This is a genomic window from Burkholderia sp. AU33423, assembly GCF_002223135.1.
Classification (GTDB): Bacteria; Pseudomonadota; Gammaproteobacteria; order Burkholderiales; family Burkholderiaceae; genus Burkholderia; species Burkholderia lata_D.
Genome location: NZ_NKFH01000004.1, coordinates 2,011,523 through 2,028,928, shown reverse-complemented (window position 1 = coordinate 2,028,928; position 17,406 = coordinate 2,011,523). Strand labels below are relative to the sequence as shown.

The window sequence follows — 17,406 nt, the reverse complement described above, 5'->3', positions numbered from 1 at the left end:
CCTTAGTCCACCCGGACGAAGTGGCGCGCGATGGCGACGCTTAAGGTGAGCGCTCGACCATCGGCGGAGAGAACACATGACGGACGACACACGTGCCACGCAATTGCTTTCGGGTCAGACCTGGGCCGATTTCTGCGACACCGTGAAACGCAGCGGACAACAGATCCTGCGCGCCGAGGCGCCGGACGATCCGCTGACGCGCGCGGAAGGATTCCGCTACCTGAGCCGGCTGATGCGAATCGCGCTCGAGATGCACGTCGAGTTCGCGGACGGCGCATGGCCCGGGTTTTTCTCGCCGTCGCACGAGACCGCGAAGATCGGCGCTGACAATCCCGACAACCTGTACCAGTACGCGCGTCTCGACGGCCGCTGCGAATATCGCGTGACGGGGCGGCGCGGCACGGTGGCCTACCTGAGCTTCGGCACGCAGAAGGGCGGCTACGAGACCGACGGCAAGATGCTGCAGACGGGCTTTCTCGACGCGAAGCAGCTCGAGATCGCGCCGGACGGCAGCTTCGAGATCGTGCTGAGCGAAACGCCGCGCGCGGGCAACTGGGTACGCATGGAGCCGGGCACCAACGCATTGCTGGTGCGCCAGACCTTCCTCGACCGGCGCGCGGAAACGCCGGCACAACTGAAGATCGAGCGCATCGGCGCCGACGATCGCCCGGCGCCGCTCGACCCGAGCGTGCTGCAGGGCGGCCTCACGCGCGCCGCGCAGTTCGTCGAGCAGACGTCGAAGCTGTTCGCGGACTGGGCCGCGAGCTACCGGTCGCACGTGAACGCGCTGCCGCCTGCCGACCAGGCGCTGTGCCAGTCGGTCGGCGGCGATCCGAACATCTACTACTACCACTCGTGCTGGTCGCTGGCCGATGACGAAGCACTCGTGATCGACGTCGATACGGTGCCCGATTGCGATTTCTGGAACGTGCAGCTCAACAACTACTGGATGGAATCGCTCGATTACCGGCACTTCGATATCTGCGTGAACAAGCACAGCGCGCGGCGGAATGCGGACGGTGGCGTGACGGTGGTCGTCGCGGCCGCGCGACCGGGTGACGCGAACTGGCTCGATACGGCCGGACATCGCACCGGCACGATCTGCTGGCGCTGGGTCGGCGCCGCGCAGCCGGTGCATCCGCGCACGCGGGTGGTGAAGCTCGCGACGCTGAAGGAGGTCGCATGAACGCGCCGCTGGATCGAACCCGCACGCTGCTCGCGTCCGACGGATTGATCGCCGAAGCCGTGTCGCGCACGGGTGGACTGACCGCATTCGGCGACGGGCCGTACCGCGAAGCGCTCGACGTGATGTGCGCGTCGCTGATCGACGAAGCGAAGCTGTCCGCACGCGGCGCGGAAATGATGCGCGAGAAGCTCGTCGGCCAGCTCGCGAACCGGCTCGTCATCGAGGATTACTTCCGGCGTCATCCCGAGATCGCGGAGATCGAAATCGACGATCCGCTCGTGATCGTCGGCCTGCCGCGCACGGGTACGACGCTGCTGCAGCGCCTGCTGGCGGTCGACCCGCGCTTCCATACTGCCGCGTGGTGGGAAACCCGCTACCCGGCACCGCTCGCGGGCGAGACGCTCGCCGAACCGACGCTGCGCATCGCGCGTGCGCAGGCCGAGGTCGCGACGATGATCGACTGCATTCCGCAGATCCTGACGATCCATCCGCTCGATGCGATGCTCGCCGACGAGGAGTTCATGCTAATGGAGCATGCGTTCGTGTGCGCGATGGATTCGTATGCGAACGTACCGCGCTACACGGCGTGGCTCGCGCGGCAGGATCTCACGCCGGTCTATACGTACCTGAAGCGGATGCTGCAGTTCCTGCAATGGCAGAAGGGGCAGCGCGGCGTCGCGCCGGCCGCGCGCTGGCTGCTGAAGACGCCGCAGCACCTGCATGCGCTCGACGTGCTGTGCCGGGTGTTTCCGCGTGCGCAGGTCGTGCTCACGCACCGAGATCCGGCGCAGACGATTCCGTCGATGGCGAGCATGGCGCACACGTTGTGGCAGATGTATGCGGACGATCCCGATCCGCTTGCCGTCGGCGCGCAGTGGAACGCGGGGATGGCGCGCGCGATCGGCGCGGCGATGGCCGCGCGCGACGCGTTGCCGGCCGACCGCTTCCTCGACGTGCGCTTCGAGGACACGGTGTCGAATCCGCTCGGCGTTGCCGAGGCCGTGTACGCGTTTGCCGGGATGGCGCTCGATGTGCGGCAGCGCACGGCGATGACGGACTGGATGGCGCGCAACGGCCGCGACAAGCGCGCCGCACACGACTATTCGATCACGCGCTTCGGCTTCACCGATGCGCAGCTCGCGCGCGACTTCGCCGCGTATCGCGCGCGGCACCTGCGGGCGGCCGGCTGACGGCCGGGCTCGCGAGACCCACGACAACCAGGAGACAACCCATGTTGCTGAAGGACAAGATCGTCGTGATTTCCGGGATCGGGCCGGGGCTCGGTGTGAAGCTCGCCGTCGAGGCCGCACGCGAGGGCGCGCGCGGCGTGGTCGTCGCGGCGCGCACGATGGATAAGCTCGACGACGCAGAAACGCGGATCCGTGCGCTCGGCGTCGACTGCGACGTGCTGAAGGTGAAGACCGACATCACCGACCGCGCGCAATGCCGGCAGCTCGCGACGCAGGCCGTCGAGCGCTTCGGCCGGATCGACGCGCTCGTGAACAGCGCATTCGTGCACGGCACGTTTCCGGAACCGGTGGAGGAGGCCGATCTCGACGGCTGGCGCGCGGTGTTCGACACCAACGTGTTCGGCACGATGGCGCTCACGCAGGAAGTCGTGCCGCACATGAAGCGGCACAAGCGCGGCGCGATCGTGATGATCAACACGCAGGCGACCCGCAAGCCGTTTGCAGGGGAAGGCGGCTACGCTGTATCGAAGGGGGCGCTCGCGGTTGCGGCAAAATACCTGGCGCGCGAACTCGGCGTGCACGGCATTCGCGCGAACAGCATCCACATGGGGTGGATGTGGGGCGTGCCGACCCAGACGTATTTCCGGCAGGCGGCCACCGAGTACGGGATGACGGAAGAGCAGATCATCGCGCCGATCGCATCGAACATCGCGCTCGCGAAGCTGCCGACCGACGACGACTGCGCGCGGGCCGCGCTGTTCCTCGCGTCGGACTATGCGAATGCGGTGACGGGCGCGACGCTCGACGCGAATGGCGGCGATTTCATGCCCTGACGATGGAGCACAGGATCATGCAGGACAACCACGACACACAACACTTCTTTGCATTCAACGGCGACGCGGACGGGCTGTGCGCGCTTCAGCAACTGCGGCTTGCGGAGGGCGTGCACGGCACGCTCGTGACCGGCGTGAAACGCGACATCAAGCTGCTCGAGCGGATCGACGCACGGGCGGGCGACATCGTCACCGTGCTCGACGTGTCGCATGACCAGAATCGCGATGCGTGCGCGCGGCTGCTGCGCGACGGCGTGACGGTCCGCTATTTCGACCATCACTTCGCGGGCGAACTGCCCGACGATCCGCGCTTCGACGCGCATATCGACACGGCGGCCGACGTGTGCACGAGCGCGATCGTGAACCGTTATCTCGGCGGCCGGCACGTGCGCTGGGCGATCGTCGCGGCGTTCGGCGACGAATTGCCGGCGCTCGGGAGCGCGCTTGCGAGCGAGCATGGGATCGACGACGCGGAGCGCGACACGCTGGCCGAACTCGGGCTCTACCTGAACTACAACGCGTATGGCGAGTGTGTCGGCGATCTGCATTTCGACCCGGCCGCGCTCGCCGACGCGATGCTGCCGTGCGTCGATCCGCTCGATTTCGTGCGCGAGACAACCGTGTTCGCCGCGCTGCGCGACGGCTACCGCGACGACATGGCGCGCGCGTGCGCACTCGCGCCGCTGCGCGAGGTGCCCGGTGCGACGCTGGTCCGGATGCCTGATCATCCGTGGGCGCGGCGCGCGACGGGCATGCTCGCGAACGAACGGATGCGCAACGCACCGCATGCGGCGCTCGCGGTGCTGTCGCCGCGCGCGGACGGCGGGCTCGTCGTCAGCGTGCGCGTGCCCGATGGCCGACCGCTCGGCGCCGACGAGTTCTGTCGCGGCTTTCCGACCGGCGGCGGGCGCAAGCGCGCGGGCGGCATCAACCATCTGCCGGAAACCGAGTTCGACGCATTCGCCGAGCGATTCGAAGCCGCGTTCCGGCTCGATTGACGCAGCGGGCTGCGACGATGCGTGCGCCGTGCGCCGTGCATCTTCGCACGACGCGCGCATCGTGAGTGGATCAACCGGTCGCGCCCGCAAGCACGGCCGGCACGTTGTGACCGTAGCAGCGTTCCTCGATGCGCTCGGCGATGCGCCAACCTTGCGCGGTGCGCACGAACCGGTCGACGTACCAGAGCCCGAGAAACATCACCTGCGTGCCGCCGTCCGGCAGCGCGACTTCCATCGGATTGAAGCAGATCGTGCGGCTGCGCGCGGTATCGCCGTCGAGCAGGATCGACAGGTTGCCGACCATGTGCTGGTACTGCGGAAACTGCGGCAGCACGGTGCGCAGCCACACCTTCACCTCCGGATAGCGGCCGGCGATGCCGCCCATCGCGCGATAGTCGATTGCGGCATCCGGTGTGAACACCGCGTCGAGCGCGTCAAAGTCGCGCGTGTCGATCGCACTCGAATACGCGACGATCAGCTCGCGGATGTCGTGATGGTCGGACAGCGTTTGCAGATCGGGCATCGGCGGCTCCCGGTTACGCGCCGTTGCGCCGGCGTGCCGCGTGGAGCGCTTCGGCGCGCTGCTTCACGTCGCGCGCGCACTGGTCGAAACCCTGTTTTACCCACCCGCCGTGGTGCTGCATGATCGTGTCCGCGTTGACGCCGAGGAACTGGTCGGTCGTGAAGTAGCGGCAGCGCTCCGCGCCGATCGCGTCGATGTACTGGTCGCGACGCGCGGCGTCCTTGTTGTCGTCGGTCGGGCGCTGCTCCCACGACAGCAGCCGTTCGGGTTCGTACGCGACGAGGATCTCGTTGACGGGAATCACGGTCTCCGTGCCCGGGATGCGCACCTGCATGTGCACGACATCGCCGAGCCTGCCGGTCGTTTCGAAGCCGACGCAGAACGTGTTCCATTCGCCGTAGCGCGGGAAATCGGTCAGCACTTCCCAGACGACGGAGGCCGGTGCGTCGATGTCGACGGTGATCGAGGTGACGAGATTCGAGGGTTTGGTCATGACGGCGTATCGGATGAAGCCGCACGTACCCGGGTGGCGGGAAGCGTCGCGGCGGTCGGAAGGAGCCGCGCCGGCATCGGTCGGCGCGCGTGACGGGTGCGGATCGGGACGTGCGGGGGCCTTTGCGGCCCGCACGTGCCGCGCAGCACACCCGACATCGAGCGTAGGCCGGCACACGTGGCGAAGAATCGTCGGAATGGACTAAGGCGTTTTACCGGGGCGGCAGGGTGGTGCGATCGCCGTGACGGTTGGCGGCATGGGCGCCGAACGTCGACACCACGCAGCGCAGCCGCGACAATACGTGTCTCTTTCCGCTTTCGTCATCGAGGTGCCCGTGCCCGCCAAGTCGTCCGTTGCTCCCGCGATCGTCTGGTTCCGCGACGATCTGCGCGTGACCGACCAGCCCGCGCTGATGCGCGCGGTGGAATCGGGCCGGCCGCTCGTGTGCGTATTCGTCGACGACACGGGCGACGGCGCCGGGCGAGCGCTCGGCGGCGCGGCGCGCTGGTGGTTGCACGGGTCGCTGGCCGGGCTCGATGCGGCGCTCGCGCGTCATGGCGGGCGCCTGCTGCTGTTGCGCGGCGACGCGTCGCGCGAGATCGACCGCATCGTGCACGACACGGGTGCGGAAGCCGTGTACTGGAACCGCCGCTATGCGCAACCGCAGCGCGACGCGGACGCGGCGCTGAAGGCGTCGCTCAAGGCGCGCGGTGTCACGGTCGAGAGCAGCAACGGCAGCCTGCTGAACGAGCCGTGGGAGGTGCTGACGGGCGGCGGCACCCCGTATCAGGTGTTCACCGCGTACTGGCGCGCGGCGCGACGGGATCGCACGGTCGCCGCGCCGCTACCTGAGCCCGAGCGGATCGCGTTTCATCCGTGGCCGAAGGCCGTGCGTGACCGCGCGCTGGCGCTCGACGCGCTTGCATTGCGGCCGCATTCGCCGGATTGGGCCGGCGGCCTGCGCGATGCGTGGCCCATGCCCGACGAAGCCGGCGCGCACGCGCAGCTCGACGCGTTCCTGACGACATCGCTCGCTGGCTATGCAGATGCACGCGATCTTCCCGACCGTCCCGCGACGAGCCGGCTGTCGCCGTTCCTGCGCTTCGGCAACCTGTCGCCCCGACAGGTGTGGCACGCCGTGCAGGGCGCCGCGAGCGCAGGCGGCGCGGCGGTGGCCGCGGACGCTGACAAATTCCTGAGCGAACTCGGCTGGCGCGAGTTCAGCTACGCGCTGCTGTATCACTTTCCGGCGCTCGCGACCGCCAACTTCCGCGCGCAGTTCGATGCGATGCCGTGGCGTGACGATCCCGCCGCGCTGCACGCATGGCAGCGTGGGTTGACCGGCTATCCGCTCGTCGACGCAGGCCTGCGCGAACTGTGGACGACCGGCTGGATGCACAACCGCGTGCGGATGGTCGTCGCGTCGTTCCTGATCAAGCATCTGCTGATCGACTGGCGTGCGGGCGAAGCGTGGTTCTGGGACACGCTGGTCGACGCCGATCCCGCGAGCAACGCGGCGAGCTGGCAGTGGGTGGCCGGGTGCGGCGCCGACGCCGCGCCGTATTTCCGCATCTTCAATCCGGTCGCGCAGGGGCAGAAGTTCGATCCGGACGGCGCGTACGTGCGGCGCTGGGTGCCCGAGCTTGCCGGTCTCGACAACGCATCGATCCACGCGCCGTGGGACGCGTCGCCGCTGGAACGCGATGCGGCCGGCGTGCGGCTCGGCGTCGATTATCCGGCGCCGCTCGTCGAGCATGCGGCCGCGCGTGCCCGCGCGCTCGATGCGCTGGCGGCATTGCCGAAGCGCCGTTGACCGTACGCTCCGGGTTGCCGCATCAATTGCAGAACGCGACGTGTTCGAGCAGCGCGTACGCGACGTCCGAGCTGAAATAGGCCGCGCCGCACCACGCGACGAATGCGAGCGTGCCGGCAGCCAGCGCCGCGCGGATCATGCCCATGCCGCGTTGCCCGATGCCGGGCGTGCGACGCGCGCATCGTTGATCGGCAGGTGCAGCAACGCCGCGAGTACGCCGAGCGCGATCGAGCCGATCCACAGCGGCATGTACGAATGCGTCGCGTCGTACACCACCGCGCCGAGCCAGACGCCGAAGAAGCTGCCGAGCTGGTGCCCGAAGAACACGAAGCCGAACAGCGTTGCGATGTAGCGCACGCCGAACACCTGCGAGATTACGCCGTTCGTCAGCGGCACGGTGCCGAGCCACGTGAATCCCATCACGGCCGCGAACACGTAGACGCTCGCGGGCGACAGAGGGGCTGCGACGAACACGGCCATCGTGAGCGCACGCACGAGGTACAGCACCGACAGCACGTACTTGCGCCGCAGCAGCCCGCCGAGATGGCCGCACGCATAGGTGCCGGCCACGTTGGTCAGCGCGATCAGCGCGAGCGCGATGCTCGCGTGGCGTGCCGGCAGCCCGTGGTCGAGCAGGTACGCGGGAAGATGCGTCGCGATGAACGCGAGCTGGAAGCCGCATGCGAAGAAGCCCGCGTTCAGCAGCCAGAAGCCGCGATGTGCGAACGCCTCGAGTACGGCTTCGCCGATCGACTGGTCGGGGCCGGCGGCGCCGGCAGCCTGCGCGGGTCGGTCGCGTAGCAGCATGGCGAGCGGTGCAAGCAGCGCCGCGACGAGCGCCAGTGCGATGAACGCGTGCCGCCAGCCGATGCCGCCGATCAGCGTCTGCGCGACGGGCACCATGCAGAACTGGCCGAGCCCGCCGATCGCGCCCGCGACGCCGAGCGCCCAGCCGCGCCGGTCGGGCGGAAACAGGCGGCTCAGCGCGCCATAGATCGATGCGAACGCCGAGCCCGACAGCGCGATGCCGATCACGAGCCCGGCGCCGACCGTGAACATGCCGGTCGTCGCCGCATGCGCCATCGTGACGAGCCCGGCCGCATACAGGAGCATCCCGGCGACGATCACGCGCAGCGAGCCGAAGCGATCGGCGACCATCCCGGTGAACGGCTGCGCGACACCCCAGATCAGGTTCTGCAGCGCGAGGGCGAGCCCGAACGCTTCGCGCGACCAGCCGTGGTCGAGCGACACCGGCGCGAGGAACAGGCCCTGCACGTGGCGGATGCCGAGCGCGGCGCCCATGATCAGGCCGCCGGCCAGGACGGGCAGCCAGCGGCGGCGGACTTCCTGCTCGATCGGTGTCATGCGTGTCTCCGGATGAAGGCGCGCGGCAACACGGCCGCGCTCGATCCGATTAGACGATCGGGGCCGCCGTCGCTCAAGCGATCATTCGGTCAGGTTGGCATGCGTGGCAGGAATGCGATGAGGCGCACGCGGGGGAGGAGCGGGCGTGCCCGGCAGCGGTCAGGTCAGTACGCGGGGGCCGCGCCGGCTTACGCCGACGCCGTGCCGTGCGCACGCATCGCGGTATCGCATTCGGCCGCTTCGGCGAGCATCCAGTCGCGCACGTCGGCGACTTCGCGGCGCGGGGCCGGATCGTGCTGGAACAGCCAGTAGCCGTACGCATCCGACAGCGCCTGCGTGTGCGGCCCGAGCACCGCGAGCCGCCCGTCCGCCAGCATCGGCGCGACGAGCGCGAGCCGGCCGAGCGCAACGCCCTGGCCCGCGATCGCCGCCTGGATCACCTGGTCGTACTGGTTGAAGCGCAGCACGCCTTTCGGGCGCGCGTCGCCGAGCCCGGCCGCGTGCAGGTGCGTGCGCCACTGCAATTGCGGCTGCGGCGGCCCGTCGAATTCGAGCAGCACGTGGTCGGCGATCGCGGCCGCGTTCGTGACGGGCCGCGCCGCAAGCGCCGGATGGGCGACCGGCACGACGATCTCGTCGAACAGGCGCAGCGCGCCGGCCGGCGCGCGGTCGCGCGGACAATAGCGGATGCCGAGGTCGATGCCTTCGGCGCGCAAATCGAGTACCTTGTCGTTCGCGGCGACGCGCAGGTCGATCTCCGGCAGGCGCGCCTGCAGCCGCCCGAGCCGCGGCAGCAGCCATAGCGCGGTGACGCCGATGCTCGCGGTGATCGTGACGGGCTGGCGCTCGCGCGTGGCCGCGAGCGACGCGACGGTGTCCTGCAGCCCGTGCAGTGCCGCATCCGCGACGCGAAACAGCCGCTCGCCTTCCGGCGTGAACGCGATTTTCCGGTAGCCGCGCTGCAGCAATGCGACGCCGAGGTGCGCTTCGAGCGCGTGTACCTGGCGGCTGACCGCCGATTGCGTGACGCACAGGTCCTGCGCGGCGAGCGTGATGCTCATGCGGCGGCCGACGGCGACGAAACCGCGGACAAGGTCGAGCGACGGGAGACGGACGAGCGGCGTTGACATGCGCGTGACTCATGCGAACGGAGCAGCAAGATTGGTTGAGAACGCGGGGCGCGTCAAGTTCAATGGAGGCTGGCGCGGGCGGTGAAGGGGGAGCAGGCGCATGTGCGTTGACGTCCTGGCCGGCTGCGAAGCATGGGCGGGAGCAGGCGCCGAGGCGCTGACCCGGACGGACCGCGAAGCATGGGACCGGAGACACGATGACGATTTCGAACGAAGGCAGCGAAATGACGCAGGGCACCCGCGCGGCGGACGCATTGCCCCCCGAGCCGGTGACGCTGCGCGCGGCCGACGGCTATGCATTGCGCGGCCATGTATGGCGCCATCGCGGCGGCGGTGTCGTGCGGCCCGTGACGGTCGTCAATTGCGCGACGTCGGTGCGTTGCGACTACTACTTCCGTTTCGCGGCCTGGCTGTTCGCACAGGGGCGCGACGTGCTCGTCTACGACTATCGCGGCATCGGCGGGTCGCGCCCGGCGCAGCTCGCTAAGCTGCGCGCGAACTGGCTCGACTGGGGGCGGCTCGATTGCGAGGCCGCGCTGCACTACGCACGCGACGCGTTTCCGGGCCAGCCGATCGACGTCGTCGCGCACAGCATCGGCGGGTTCGCGCTTGGGCTCGCCGCATCGAACGTCCACGTGCGGCATGCGGTGACGGTCGGCGCGCAGTACGCGTACTGGCGCGATTACCTGCCGGCCGAACGGCGGCGCATGTGGTGGAAGTGGCACGTCGCGATGCCGGTGCTCGCGGCCGTGTTCGGCTACGTGCCCGCGAAGCGGCTCGGCTGGATGGAGGACACGCCGCGCGGCGTCGCGCTGTCGTGGGTGCGCTCGCAGGCGCGCTTCGAGGAGGGCTATACGAGCGGCCCGCTCGCCGAACCCGCCGCGAGCCGCGCCGCGTTGCCTGCCCGCTTCGCGGGGCTGTCGGCGCCGATGCTCGCGATTGGCCTCGACGACGACGGGTTCGGCACGGTCGAGGCGATCGAGCGGCTGGTCGGCTACTACACGGGCAGCGACGTCACGCATCTGCGGATCGCGCCCGCCGACATCGGTGTCGACGCGATCGGCCATTTCGCGTTTTTCCACAGCCGCTTCACCGAAACACTGTGGCCGCTCGCGCTCTACTGGCTGCAATACGGCGCGCTGCCGGCCGATGCGCCTGGCAACGTGCATGCGATTCACCCGGCATCGCGCGGGCGTGGGCCCGGCAGCGGCGTGCCGGGCGTTGCCGCGAACGGGTGACCGGGCGGCCATGCCACGCCGGTGCCTGCCGCGAGAACGACAAGCATCAGCGCGGCGTGCAGTGCCGGCAGAATTGACGCCGGCGGGCCGCAACGGTTCGCCATACCGCCTGATCGATTAACATCGGACGTTTCCTTCCACAGGCCGCCGCACATCGATGCTCGTCCCGCCCGATTCCGTTTCTCCGTCTGAAAGCTCCCGCGCCTGGCGCATGCAGCGGCTCGACGTGCCGCCCGCCGCGGCCCGCGCCGGCGTGCGGATCGCGCGTGTCGATTTCGACTGGCGCGTGCCGCTTGCGTCGCCTGCGTATGCGGCACTGAGCGACGGCGAGCGCGCGCGGGCCGCACGCTTCATGCGGCACGAGGATGCGGTGCGCAGCGCCGCGACGCGTGCCGCGCTGCGCGACGTGCTCGGCGCGGCCCTCGGCATCGCGCCGCGGGCGGTGGCGATCGTCGTCGACGCATCGGGGCGACCGTCGCTGGATGGCGCGCATCGCGCGTCGCTCGACTTCAACGTGTCGCATGCCGGCGACCATGCGCTGCTTGCGTGGGCCCCCGCGGGCCGCGTGGGCGTCGATATCGAGTGCTGCAACCGCGCGACCGACTGGCGTGCGCTGACGCGCGAAGTCTGCGCGCCTGCCGAGTCCGCCTATCTCGACAGCCTGCCGCTTGCCGCGCGCGCCGGCGCATTCATGCGCGTCTGGAGTGCGAAGGAGGCGCTGCTCAAGGCGCTCGGCACGGGCATCGTCGGCGGGCTGAGCGCGTTCGCGGTCGTACCGCCGCGCGATGTCGCGACCCCCGCGACGACGATCGTCGAGCCGGCCGCGCCCGCCGCTGGCGTCGCGGCGTTCGATGCGGCGTGGCTCGACGCGGCGGCCGGCTATGCGGCGTGCGTCGCGTGGACGCGTGCGTGAGCCGCGGTCAGCGCGCGGCGCTCATTCGAGCGGCGCGTCGTTCGGCGCCGCATAGCGCGCCTTGATCACGTCGCTCATCGGGAAGTCGAACGACAGCCCCTTCGGCGGCACCGGCTTCATGAACCACTTGTCGTACAGCGCGTTGATCTCGCCGCTTTTCATCAACTGCACGAGCACGCCGTCGACGAGCGCCTTGAACTGCGGATCGTCCTTGCGCAGCATGAACCCGTAGGCTTCCGACGATTGCGGGGTGCCGACGAGCTGCCAGTCGGCCGGTTTCGCGGCGAGCTGGCGCACGCCCGCGAGCAGCACGTCGTCCATCATGTACGCGGCCGCGCGGCCCGATTCGAGCGTGAGGCGTCCTTCGCCGTAGTCCTTCGCGCTGATGATCTGCATGTTCATCTTCTTTTCCTCGTTCATCTTGCGCAGCAGGCGTTCGGACGTCGTGCCCTGGTTCGTCACGACCGTCTTGCCGGCGAGATCCGGGAAGTCGCGGATGCCCGACGTCGTGCGCGTGAGCAGGCGTGTCGTCGCGACGAAGAAGGTGGTCGAGAACGCGACCTGCGCATGGCGCGCGGCGAGGTTGGTCGTCACGCCGCATTCGAGATCGACGGTGCCGTTCTGCACGAGCGGAATGCGGTTCTGCGACGTGACCGGAATGAAGCGCACCTGCAGGCCGGGCTTGCCGGTGCGCGCCTTCACGGCGGCGATCACTCGGTCGCACAGGTCCTGCGAGAAGCCGATGACCTTGCCGTTCGCGTCGGCGTAGGAGAACGGCACCGACGTTTCGCGGTGGCCGATCGAGATCAGGTTGCTCTGCCGGATCTTCTCGAGCGTGCCCGAGAGCGGCTCCGCGGCGAGCGACGCGCCGCAGGCGAGTGCGCACGCGGCGAACAGAAGGGGGCGGCCGAACCGGGCGGCGAGTCGTGACGGGAAGGGCATGGCGGTCTCCGTGGCGAATGGTGATCCGTATGTTGCCAAAGACAAAATAATTGCAACAATTGTTAATAACAGGATCACACGGGCCGATGCGGCGGGCCGCACCGGGCATCAGGGAAACTCCCGAGTCGAAATCGGTGAAAAACGGGTTGTCTAGACAAGTTGGCGTGGCTACACTTCAATCCATTCCGAACTTGTCTAGACAGGATTGCTCACATGATTACGTTGACCCCCGGCCATCTGACCCTCCCGCAACTGCGCCAGATCGCACGCGAATCCGTGCAGCTCGCGCTCGACCCGGCCAGCTTCGCGAAGATCGACGCCGGCGCGAAGGCCGTCGCCGACATCGCCGCGAAGGGCGAGCCGGCCTACGGTATCAACACGGGCTTCGGCCGCCTGGCCAGCACGCATATCCCGCACGACCAGCTCGAACTGCTGCAGAAGAACCTCGTGCTGTCGCACGCAGTCGGCGTGGGCGAGCCGATGGCACGCTCGTCGGTGCGCCTGCTGATGGCGCTGAAGCTGTCGAGCCTCGGCCGCGGCCACTCGGGCATCCGTCGCGAAGTGATGGACGCGCTAATCAAGCTGTTCAACGCGGACGTACTGCCGCTGATCCCGGTGAAGGGCTCGGTCGGCGCATCGGGCGACCTCGCGCCGCTCGCGCACATGTCGGCCGTGCTGCTGGGCGTCGGCGAAGTGTTCATCCGCGGCGAGCGCGCAAGCGCACTCGACGGTCTGCGCGTCGCGGGCCTCGCGCCGCTGACGCTGCAGGCGAAGGAAGGCCTGGCGCTGCTGAACGGCACGCAGGCATCGACCGCGCTGGCGCTCGACAACATGTTCGCGATCGAAGACCTGTACCGCACCGCGCTCGTCGCCGGCGCGCTGTCGGTCGACGCGGCTGCCGGTTCGGTGAAGCCGTTCGACGCACGCATTCATGAACTGCGCGGCCATCAAGGCCAGATCGACGCGGCAGCGTCGTACCGCGAACTGCTCGAAGGCTCGCCGATCAACCAGTCGCACCGCGACTGCGACAAGGTGCAGGACCCGTACAGCCTGCGCTGCCAGCCGCAGGTGATGGGCGCGTGCCTGGACCAGATGCGCCATGCGGCCGACGTGCTGCTGGTCGAAGCGAACGCCGTGTCGGACAACCCGCTGATCTTCCCGGATACCGGCGAAGTGCTGTCGGGCGGCAACTTCCACGCCGAACCCGTCGCGTTCGCGGCCGACAACCTCGCGCTCGCCGCAGCGGAAATCGGCGCGCTGGCCGAACGCCGCATCGCGCTGCTGATCGACGCGACGCTGTCGGGCCTGCCCCCGTTCCTCGTGAGGGACGGCGGCGTGAACTCGGGCTTCATGATTGCGCACGTGACGGCGGCCGCACTCGCGTCGGAAAACAAGACGCTCGCGCACCCGGCATCGGTCGACTCGCTGCCGACCTCGGCGAACCAGGAAGACCACGTGTCGATGGCGACGTTCGCCGCGCGCAAGCTCGCCGACATCGCGGACAACACGAAGCACATCCTTGCGATCGAACTGCTGGCTGCCGCACAAGGTGTCGACCTGCGCGCGCCGTACCACACGAGCCCGAAGCTCGCGCCGGTGATGGAAACGATCCGCGGCAAGGTCGCGCACTACGAGCTCGACCACTACTTCGCACCGGACATCGTCGTGATCGCCAAGCTGGTCGGCGAGCGCGCGTTCGCGAAGGTCGCGCCGTTCTCGTTCGCGTCGGAACAGTAAGCCCATGAGCGCGCCGGTCTACCAGGAGATCAAGGATTTCATCCTGGCCCGCATCCACGCAGGCGAGTGGGAGGAGGGCGATCAGGTGCCGTCCGAGAACGAGCTGGCGCGCGAATTCAAGGTGGCGCGCATGACCGTCAACCGCGCGCTGCGCGAGTTGACGGCCGAGCAGGTGCTCACGCGCATGAAGGGTGCGGGCACCTACGTCGCGCGGCCGAAGTACGAGTCGACGCTGGTGGCGATCCGCAGCATCTCGGAGGAAGTCGGTGCACGCGGGCATGCGTATCACGCCAGCGTGCTCGGCCTCGACACGATCCGCGCCGACGACGCGCTCGCCGACGAGATGCAGGTCGCCGTGCGCACGAAGCTGTTTCATTCGCAGGTGCTGCACTTCGAGAACGACGAGCCCGTCCAGCTCGAAGAACGATGGGTGAATCCGGCGGTCGCGCCGGATTACGCCGAGCAGGATTTCACGAACACGACGCCGAACCTGTACCTGACGCGCGCGGCTCCGCTGCAGCGCGTCGAGTACCGGATCGAAGCGGCGGCCCCGGCGCCCGAGCGGCGCGAGCAGCTGCGGATGGACGACGTCGAGCCGTGTCTGGTTTTACATCGACGCACCTGGTCGCAGGGCGTCGTCGCCTCGGTGGCGAATCTGTGGCATCCCGGCAGCCGTTATCGCTTCACCGGGCATTTCTGATTCCTATTTGATATTCATTTTCCTTCGGGAGCAGTCGTCATGAACCATCCGAAACACATCGATCCCCGTCTCGATCCGACGCGCACGATCCGCGCGCCGCGCGGCAGCGAGAAAGTCTGCAAGACCTGGCTGGCCGAAGCGGCCTACCGGATGATCCAGAACAACCTCGACCCGGAAGTCGCCGAGCATCCGCATGCGCTCGTCGTGTACGGCGGCATCGGCCGTGCGGCACGCAACTGGGAATGCTACGACCAGATCCTCGCGTCGCTGAAGGATCTCGAAGAGAACGAGACGCTGCTGATCCAGTCGGGCAAGCCGGTCGGTGTGTTCCGCACGCACAAGGATGCGCCGCGCGTGCTGCTCGCGAACTCGAACCTCGTGCCGCACTGGGCGAACTGGGATCACTTCCACGAGCTCGATCGCAAGGGCCTGATGATGTACGGCCAGATGACGGCCGGCAGCTGGATCTACATCGGCAGCCAGGGCATCGTTCAGGGTACCTATGAAACGTTCTTCTCGGTCGCGAACCAGCACTTCAACGGCGATCCGTCGGGCCGCTGGATCCTGACGGGCGGCCTGGGCGGCATGGGCGGCGCGCAGCCGCTGGCCGCGACGATGGCCGGCTTCTCGATGATCGCGGTCGAATGCGACGAGACCCGCATCGACTTCCGCCTGAAGACGCGCTACGTCGACAAGAAGGCGACGACGCTCGACGAAGCGCTCGGCATGATCGAGGAAGCGAAGCGCACCGGCAAGCCGGTGTCGATCGGCCTGCTCGGCAACGCGGCCGACGTGTTCGCGGAACTCGTCACGCGCGGCATCACGCCGGACTGCGTGACCGACCAGACGAGCGCGCACGACCCGATCAACGGCTACCTGCCGCAAGGCTGGACCGTCGCGCAATGGCGCGAAGCGCAGAAGGTCGATCCGCAGAGCATCGTGAAGGTCGCGAAGCAGTCGATGGCCGTCCAGGTGCGCGCGATGCTGGCGCTGCAGGAACGCGGCGCGGCGACGCTCGACTACGGCAACAACATCCGCCAGATGGCGCTGGAAATGGGTGTCGAGAACGCATTCGACTTCCCGGGCTTCGTGCCGGCCTACATCCGCCCGCTGTTCTGCGAAGGCAAGGGCCCGTTCCGCTGGGTCGCGCTGTCGGGCGATCCGGAAGACATCTACAAGACCGACCAGAAGGTGAAGGAGCTGATCCCCGACGATCCGCACCTGCACAACTGGCTCGACATGGCGCGTGAACGCATTGCGTTCCAGGGCCTGCCGGCACGGATCTGCTGGGTCGGCGTGAAGGATCGCTATCGCCTCGGCCAGGCGTTCAACGAGATGGTCAAGAACGGCGAATTGAAGGCCCCGATCGTGATCGGCCGCGACCACCTCGACACCGGCTCGGTCGCCAGCCCGAACCGCGAGACGGAATCGATGAAGGACGGTTCGGACGCCGTGAGCGACTGGCCGCTCCTGAACGCACTGCTGAACACCGCAGGCGGCGCATCGTGGGTGTCGCTGCACCATGGCGGCGGCGTCGGCATGGGCTTCTCACAGCACTCGGGCGTCGTGATCGTCGCCGACGGTACCGCCGAAGCGCATGAGCGCCTCGGCCGCGTGCTGCTGAACGACCCGGCGACGGGCGTGATGCGCCATGCGGATGCCGGCTACGAACTCGCGCAGCAGACGGCCCGCGAAGCCGGCCTGAAGCTGCCGATGCTCGGCCGCTGAGCATGACGGCGCTCCACCAGGCGCCGGCGATTGCGACGATGATCCGCGCAGCGGATCTCGTCGCGTCGCCATGGAAGAACGGCGGCGGCGTGACGCGCGAAATCGGCGCATTTCCGCCGGGCGCCGCGCTCGACGCGTTCGCGTGGCGCGTGAGCGTCGCCGACGTCGGCACTGCCGGGCCGTTCTCGCGTTTCGACGGGATCGACCGCACGCTCGTGCTGCTGTCCGGCGCGGGCATGACGCTCGCCGAGGCAGGCGGCGCACGCCACGTGCTCGACGCACCGCTGGCCCGCGCGGATTTTGCGGGTGAAGCGGCGATCGACGCGACGCTGCACGACGGCGCGACGCGCGACTTCAACCTGATGACGCGCCGTTCGGCCGCGCGCGGTGCGCTCGATGTGTGGCGCGCGGGCGCGCACCGCATCGAGCATGCCGATACCGTGCTGCTGTATTGCGCGGCCGGCGAAGCCGCCGTCGAAATCGACGGCACGCGTTACACCCTGGAAGAAATGGACACGCTGCGGCTCGACGGGCCGCGGCGTGCGTTTGACGTCGTCGTGAGCGGGAGCGGCGCGTTGCTCGCCGTGTCGCTCGCCATCGGCGAACGAGACTGAACG

17 protein-coding genes are annotated in these 17,406 nt (G+C 68.7%); 11 read left to right on the top strand and 6 right to left on the bottom strand.

The genetic code is table 11. From position 1 onward, the window contains the following. The first annotated feature begins 76 nt into the window (after positions 1–76). Genes CFB50_RS12130 through CFB50_RS12115 form a run of 4 tightly spaced genes read left to right on the top strand, consistent with a single transcriptional unit; the run spans position 77 to position 4,207 of the window. Complete coding sequence (locus CFB50_RS12130; RefSeq protein ID WP_089445985.1) at positions 77–1,186, top strand: DUF1214 domain-containing protein; 1,110 nt, start codon at positions 77–79, stop codon at positions 1,184–1,186. Then, positions 1,183–2,376, top strand: a complete 1,194-nt coding sequence (locus CFB50_RS12125; RefSeq protein WP_089445984.1) for a sulfotransferase family protein — start codon at positions 1,183–1,185, stop codon at positions 2,374–2,376. Before CFB50_RS12130 ends, CFB50_RS12125 begins: the two co-directional genes overlap by 4 nt. A gap of 41 nt (positions 2,377–2,417) precedes the next feature. Continuing rightward, positions 2,418–3,209: an SDR family oxidoreductase gene (locus CFB50_RS12120; RefSeq protein WP_089445983.1), complete on the top strand. Its 792-nt coding sequence runs from the start codon at positions 2,418–2,420 to the stop codon at positions 3,207–3,209. Positions 3,210–3,226: 17 nt separating this feature from the next. Then, a complete protein-coding gene (locus tag CFB50_RS12115; protein WP_089445982.1) occupies positions 3,227–4,207 on the top strand; it encodes an acetyltransferase in 981 nt (326 codons plus the stop codon). Between the two features lie 70 nt (positions 4,208–4,277). On the opposite strand, the gene CFB50_RS12110 is transcribed toward CFB50_RS12115, so the two are convergent. After that, a complete protein-coding gene (locus CFB50_RS12110; RefSeq protein WP_089445981.1) occupies positions 4,278–4,730 on the bottom strand; it encodes a nuclear transport factor 2 family protein in 453 nt (150 codons plus the stop codon). 13 nt (positions 4,731–4,743) lie between these two features. Continuing rightward, complete coding sequence (locus tag CFB50_RS12105; protein ID WP_069248406.1) at positions 4,744–5,223, bottom strand: SRPBCC domain-containing protein; 480 nt, start codon at positions 5,221–5,223, stop codon at positions 4,744–4,746. Positions 5,224–5,557: 334 nt separating this feature from the next. Here CFB50_RS12105 and CFB50_RS12095 point away from each other — a divergent pair, with 334 nt between their 5' ends. Continuing rightward, the gene (locus CFB50_RS12095; protein WP_089445980.1) at positions 5,558–7,036 is read left to right on the top strand and encodes a cryptochrome/photolyase family protein; all 1,479 of its coding nucleotides are present in this window, start codon (positions 5,558–5,560) and stop codon (positions 7,034–7,036) included. 22 nt (positions 7,037–7,058) lie between these two features. On the opposite strand, the gene CFB50_RS39970 is transcribed toward CFB50_RS12095, so the two are convergent. From CFB50_RS39970 to CFB50_RS12085, 3 genes are all read right to left on the bottom strand, one after another. After that, complete coding sequence (locus CFB50_RS39970) at positions 7,059–7,181, bottom strand: hypothetical protein (RefSeq protein ID WP_046546101.1); 123 nt, start codon at positions 7,179–7,181, stop codon at positions 7,059–7,061. After that, the gene (locus CFB50_RS12090; protein ID WP_089445979.1) at positions 7,172–8,401 is read right to left on the bottom strand and encodes an MFS transporter; all 1,230 of its coding nucleotides are present in this window, start codon (positions 8,399–8,401) and stop codon (positions 7,172–7,174) included. Before CFB50_RS12090 ends, CFB50_RS39970 begins: the two co-directional genes overlap by 10 nt. A 188-nt stretch (positions 8,402–8,589) precedes the next feature. After that, positions 8,590–9,531 carry a LysR substrate-binding domain-containing protein gene (locus CFB50_RS12085; RefSeq protein ID WP_089445978.1) on the bottom strand — a complete coding sequence of 314 codons (942 nt, stop codon included), beginning with the start codon at positions 9,529–9,531 and terminating at the stop codon, positions 8,590–8,592. A 197-nt stretch (positions 9,532–9,728) separates the two neighbouring features. On the opposite strand from CFB50_RS12085, the gene CFB50_RS12080 reads away from it, so the two are divergent. Further along, entirely contained in the window at positions 9,729–10,769 is a 1,041-nt protein-coding gene (locus CFB50_RS12080) for an alpha/beta hydrolase family protein (protein WP_089445977.1), read from the top strand. Positions 10,770–10,926: 157 nt separating this feature from the next. Further along, a complete protein-coding gene (locus CFB50_RS12075) occupies positions 10,927–11,682 on the top strand; it encodes a 4'-phosphopantetheinyl transferase family protein (RefSeq protein ID WP_089445976.1) in 756 nt (251 codons plus the stop codon). A 21-nt stretch (positions 11,683–11,703) separates the two neighbouring features. Here the strand turns inward: CFB50_RS12075 and CFB50_RS12070 are convergent, their stop codons facing one another. After that, positions 11,704–12,624 carry a glutamate/aspartate ABC transporter substrate-binding protein gene (locus tag CFB50_RS12070; protein WP_089445975.1) on the bottom strand — a complete coding sequence of 307 codons (921 nt, stop codon included), beginning with the start codon at positions 12,622–12,624 and terminating at the stop codon, positions 11,704–11,706. 213 nt (positions 12,625–12,837) lie between these two features. On the opposite strand from CFB50_RS12070, the gene hutH reads away from it, so the two are divergent. From hutH to CFB50_RS12050, 4 genes are read left to right on the top strand one after another with little or no spacing between them, the layout of a single operon-like run. After that, complete coding sequence (gene hutH, locus CFB50_RS12065) at positions 12,838–14,361, top strand: histidine ammonia-lyase (protein WP_089445974.1); 1,524 nt, start codon at positions 12,838–12,840, stop codon at positions 14,359–14,361. 4 nt (positions 14,362–14,365) lie between these two features. After that, complete coding sequence (gene hutC / locus CFB50_RS12060) at positions 14,366–15,061, top strand: histidine utilization repressor (protein ID WP_089445973.1); 696 nt, start codon at positions 14,366–14,368, stop codon at positions 15,059–15,061. A 39-nt stretch (positions 15,062–15,100) separates the two neighbouring features. Continuing rightward, a complete protein-coding gene (gene hutU, locus CFB50_RS12055) occupies positions 15,101–16,789 on the top strand; it encodes a urocanate hydratase (protein WP_089425798.1) in 1,689 nt (562 codons plus the stop codon). A gap of 2 nt (positions 16,790–16,791) precedes the next feature. Continuing rightward, positions 16,792–17,403, top strand: a complete 612-nt coding sequence (locus CFB50_RS12050) for a HutD/Ves family protein (RefSeq protein WP_089445972.1) — start codon at positions 16,792–16,794, stop codon at positions 17,401–17,403. Positions 17,404–17,406: the final 3 nt, after the last annotated feature.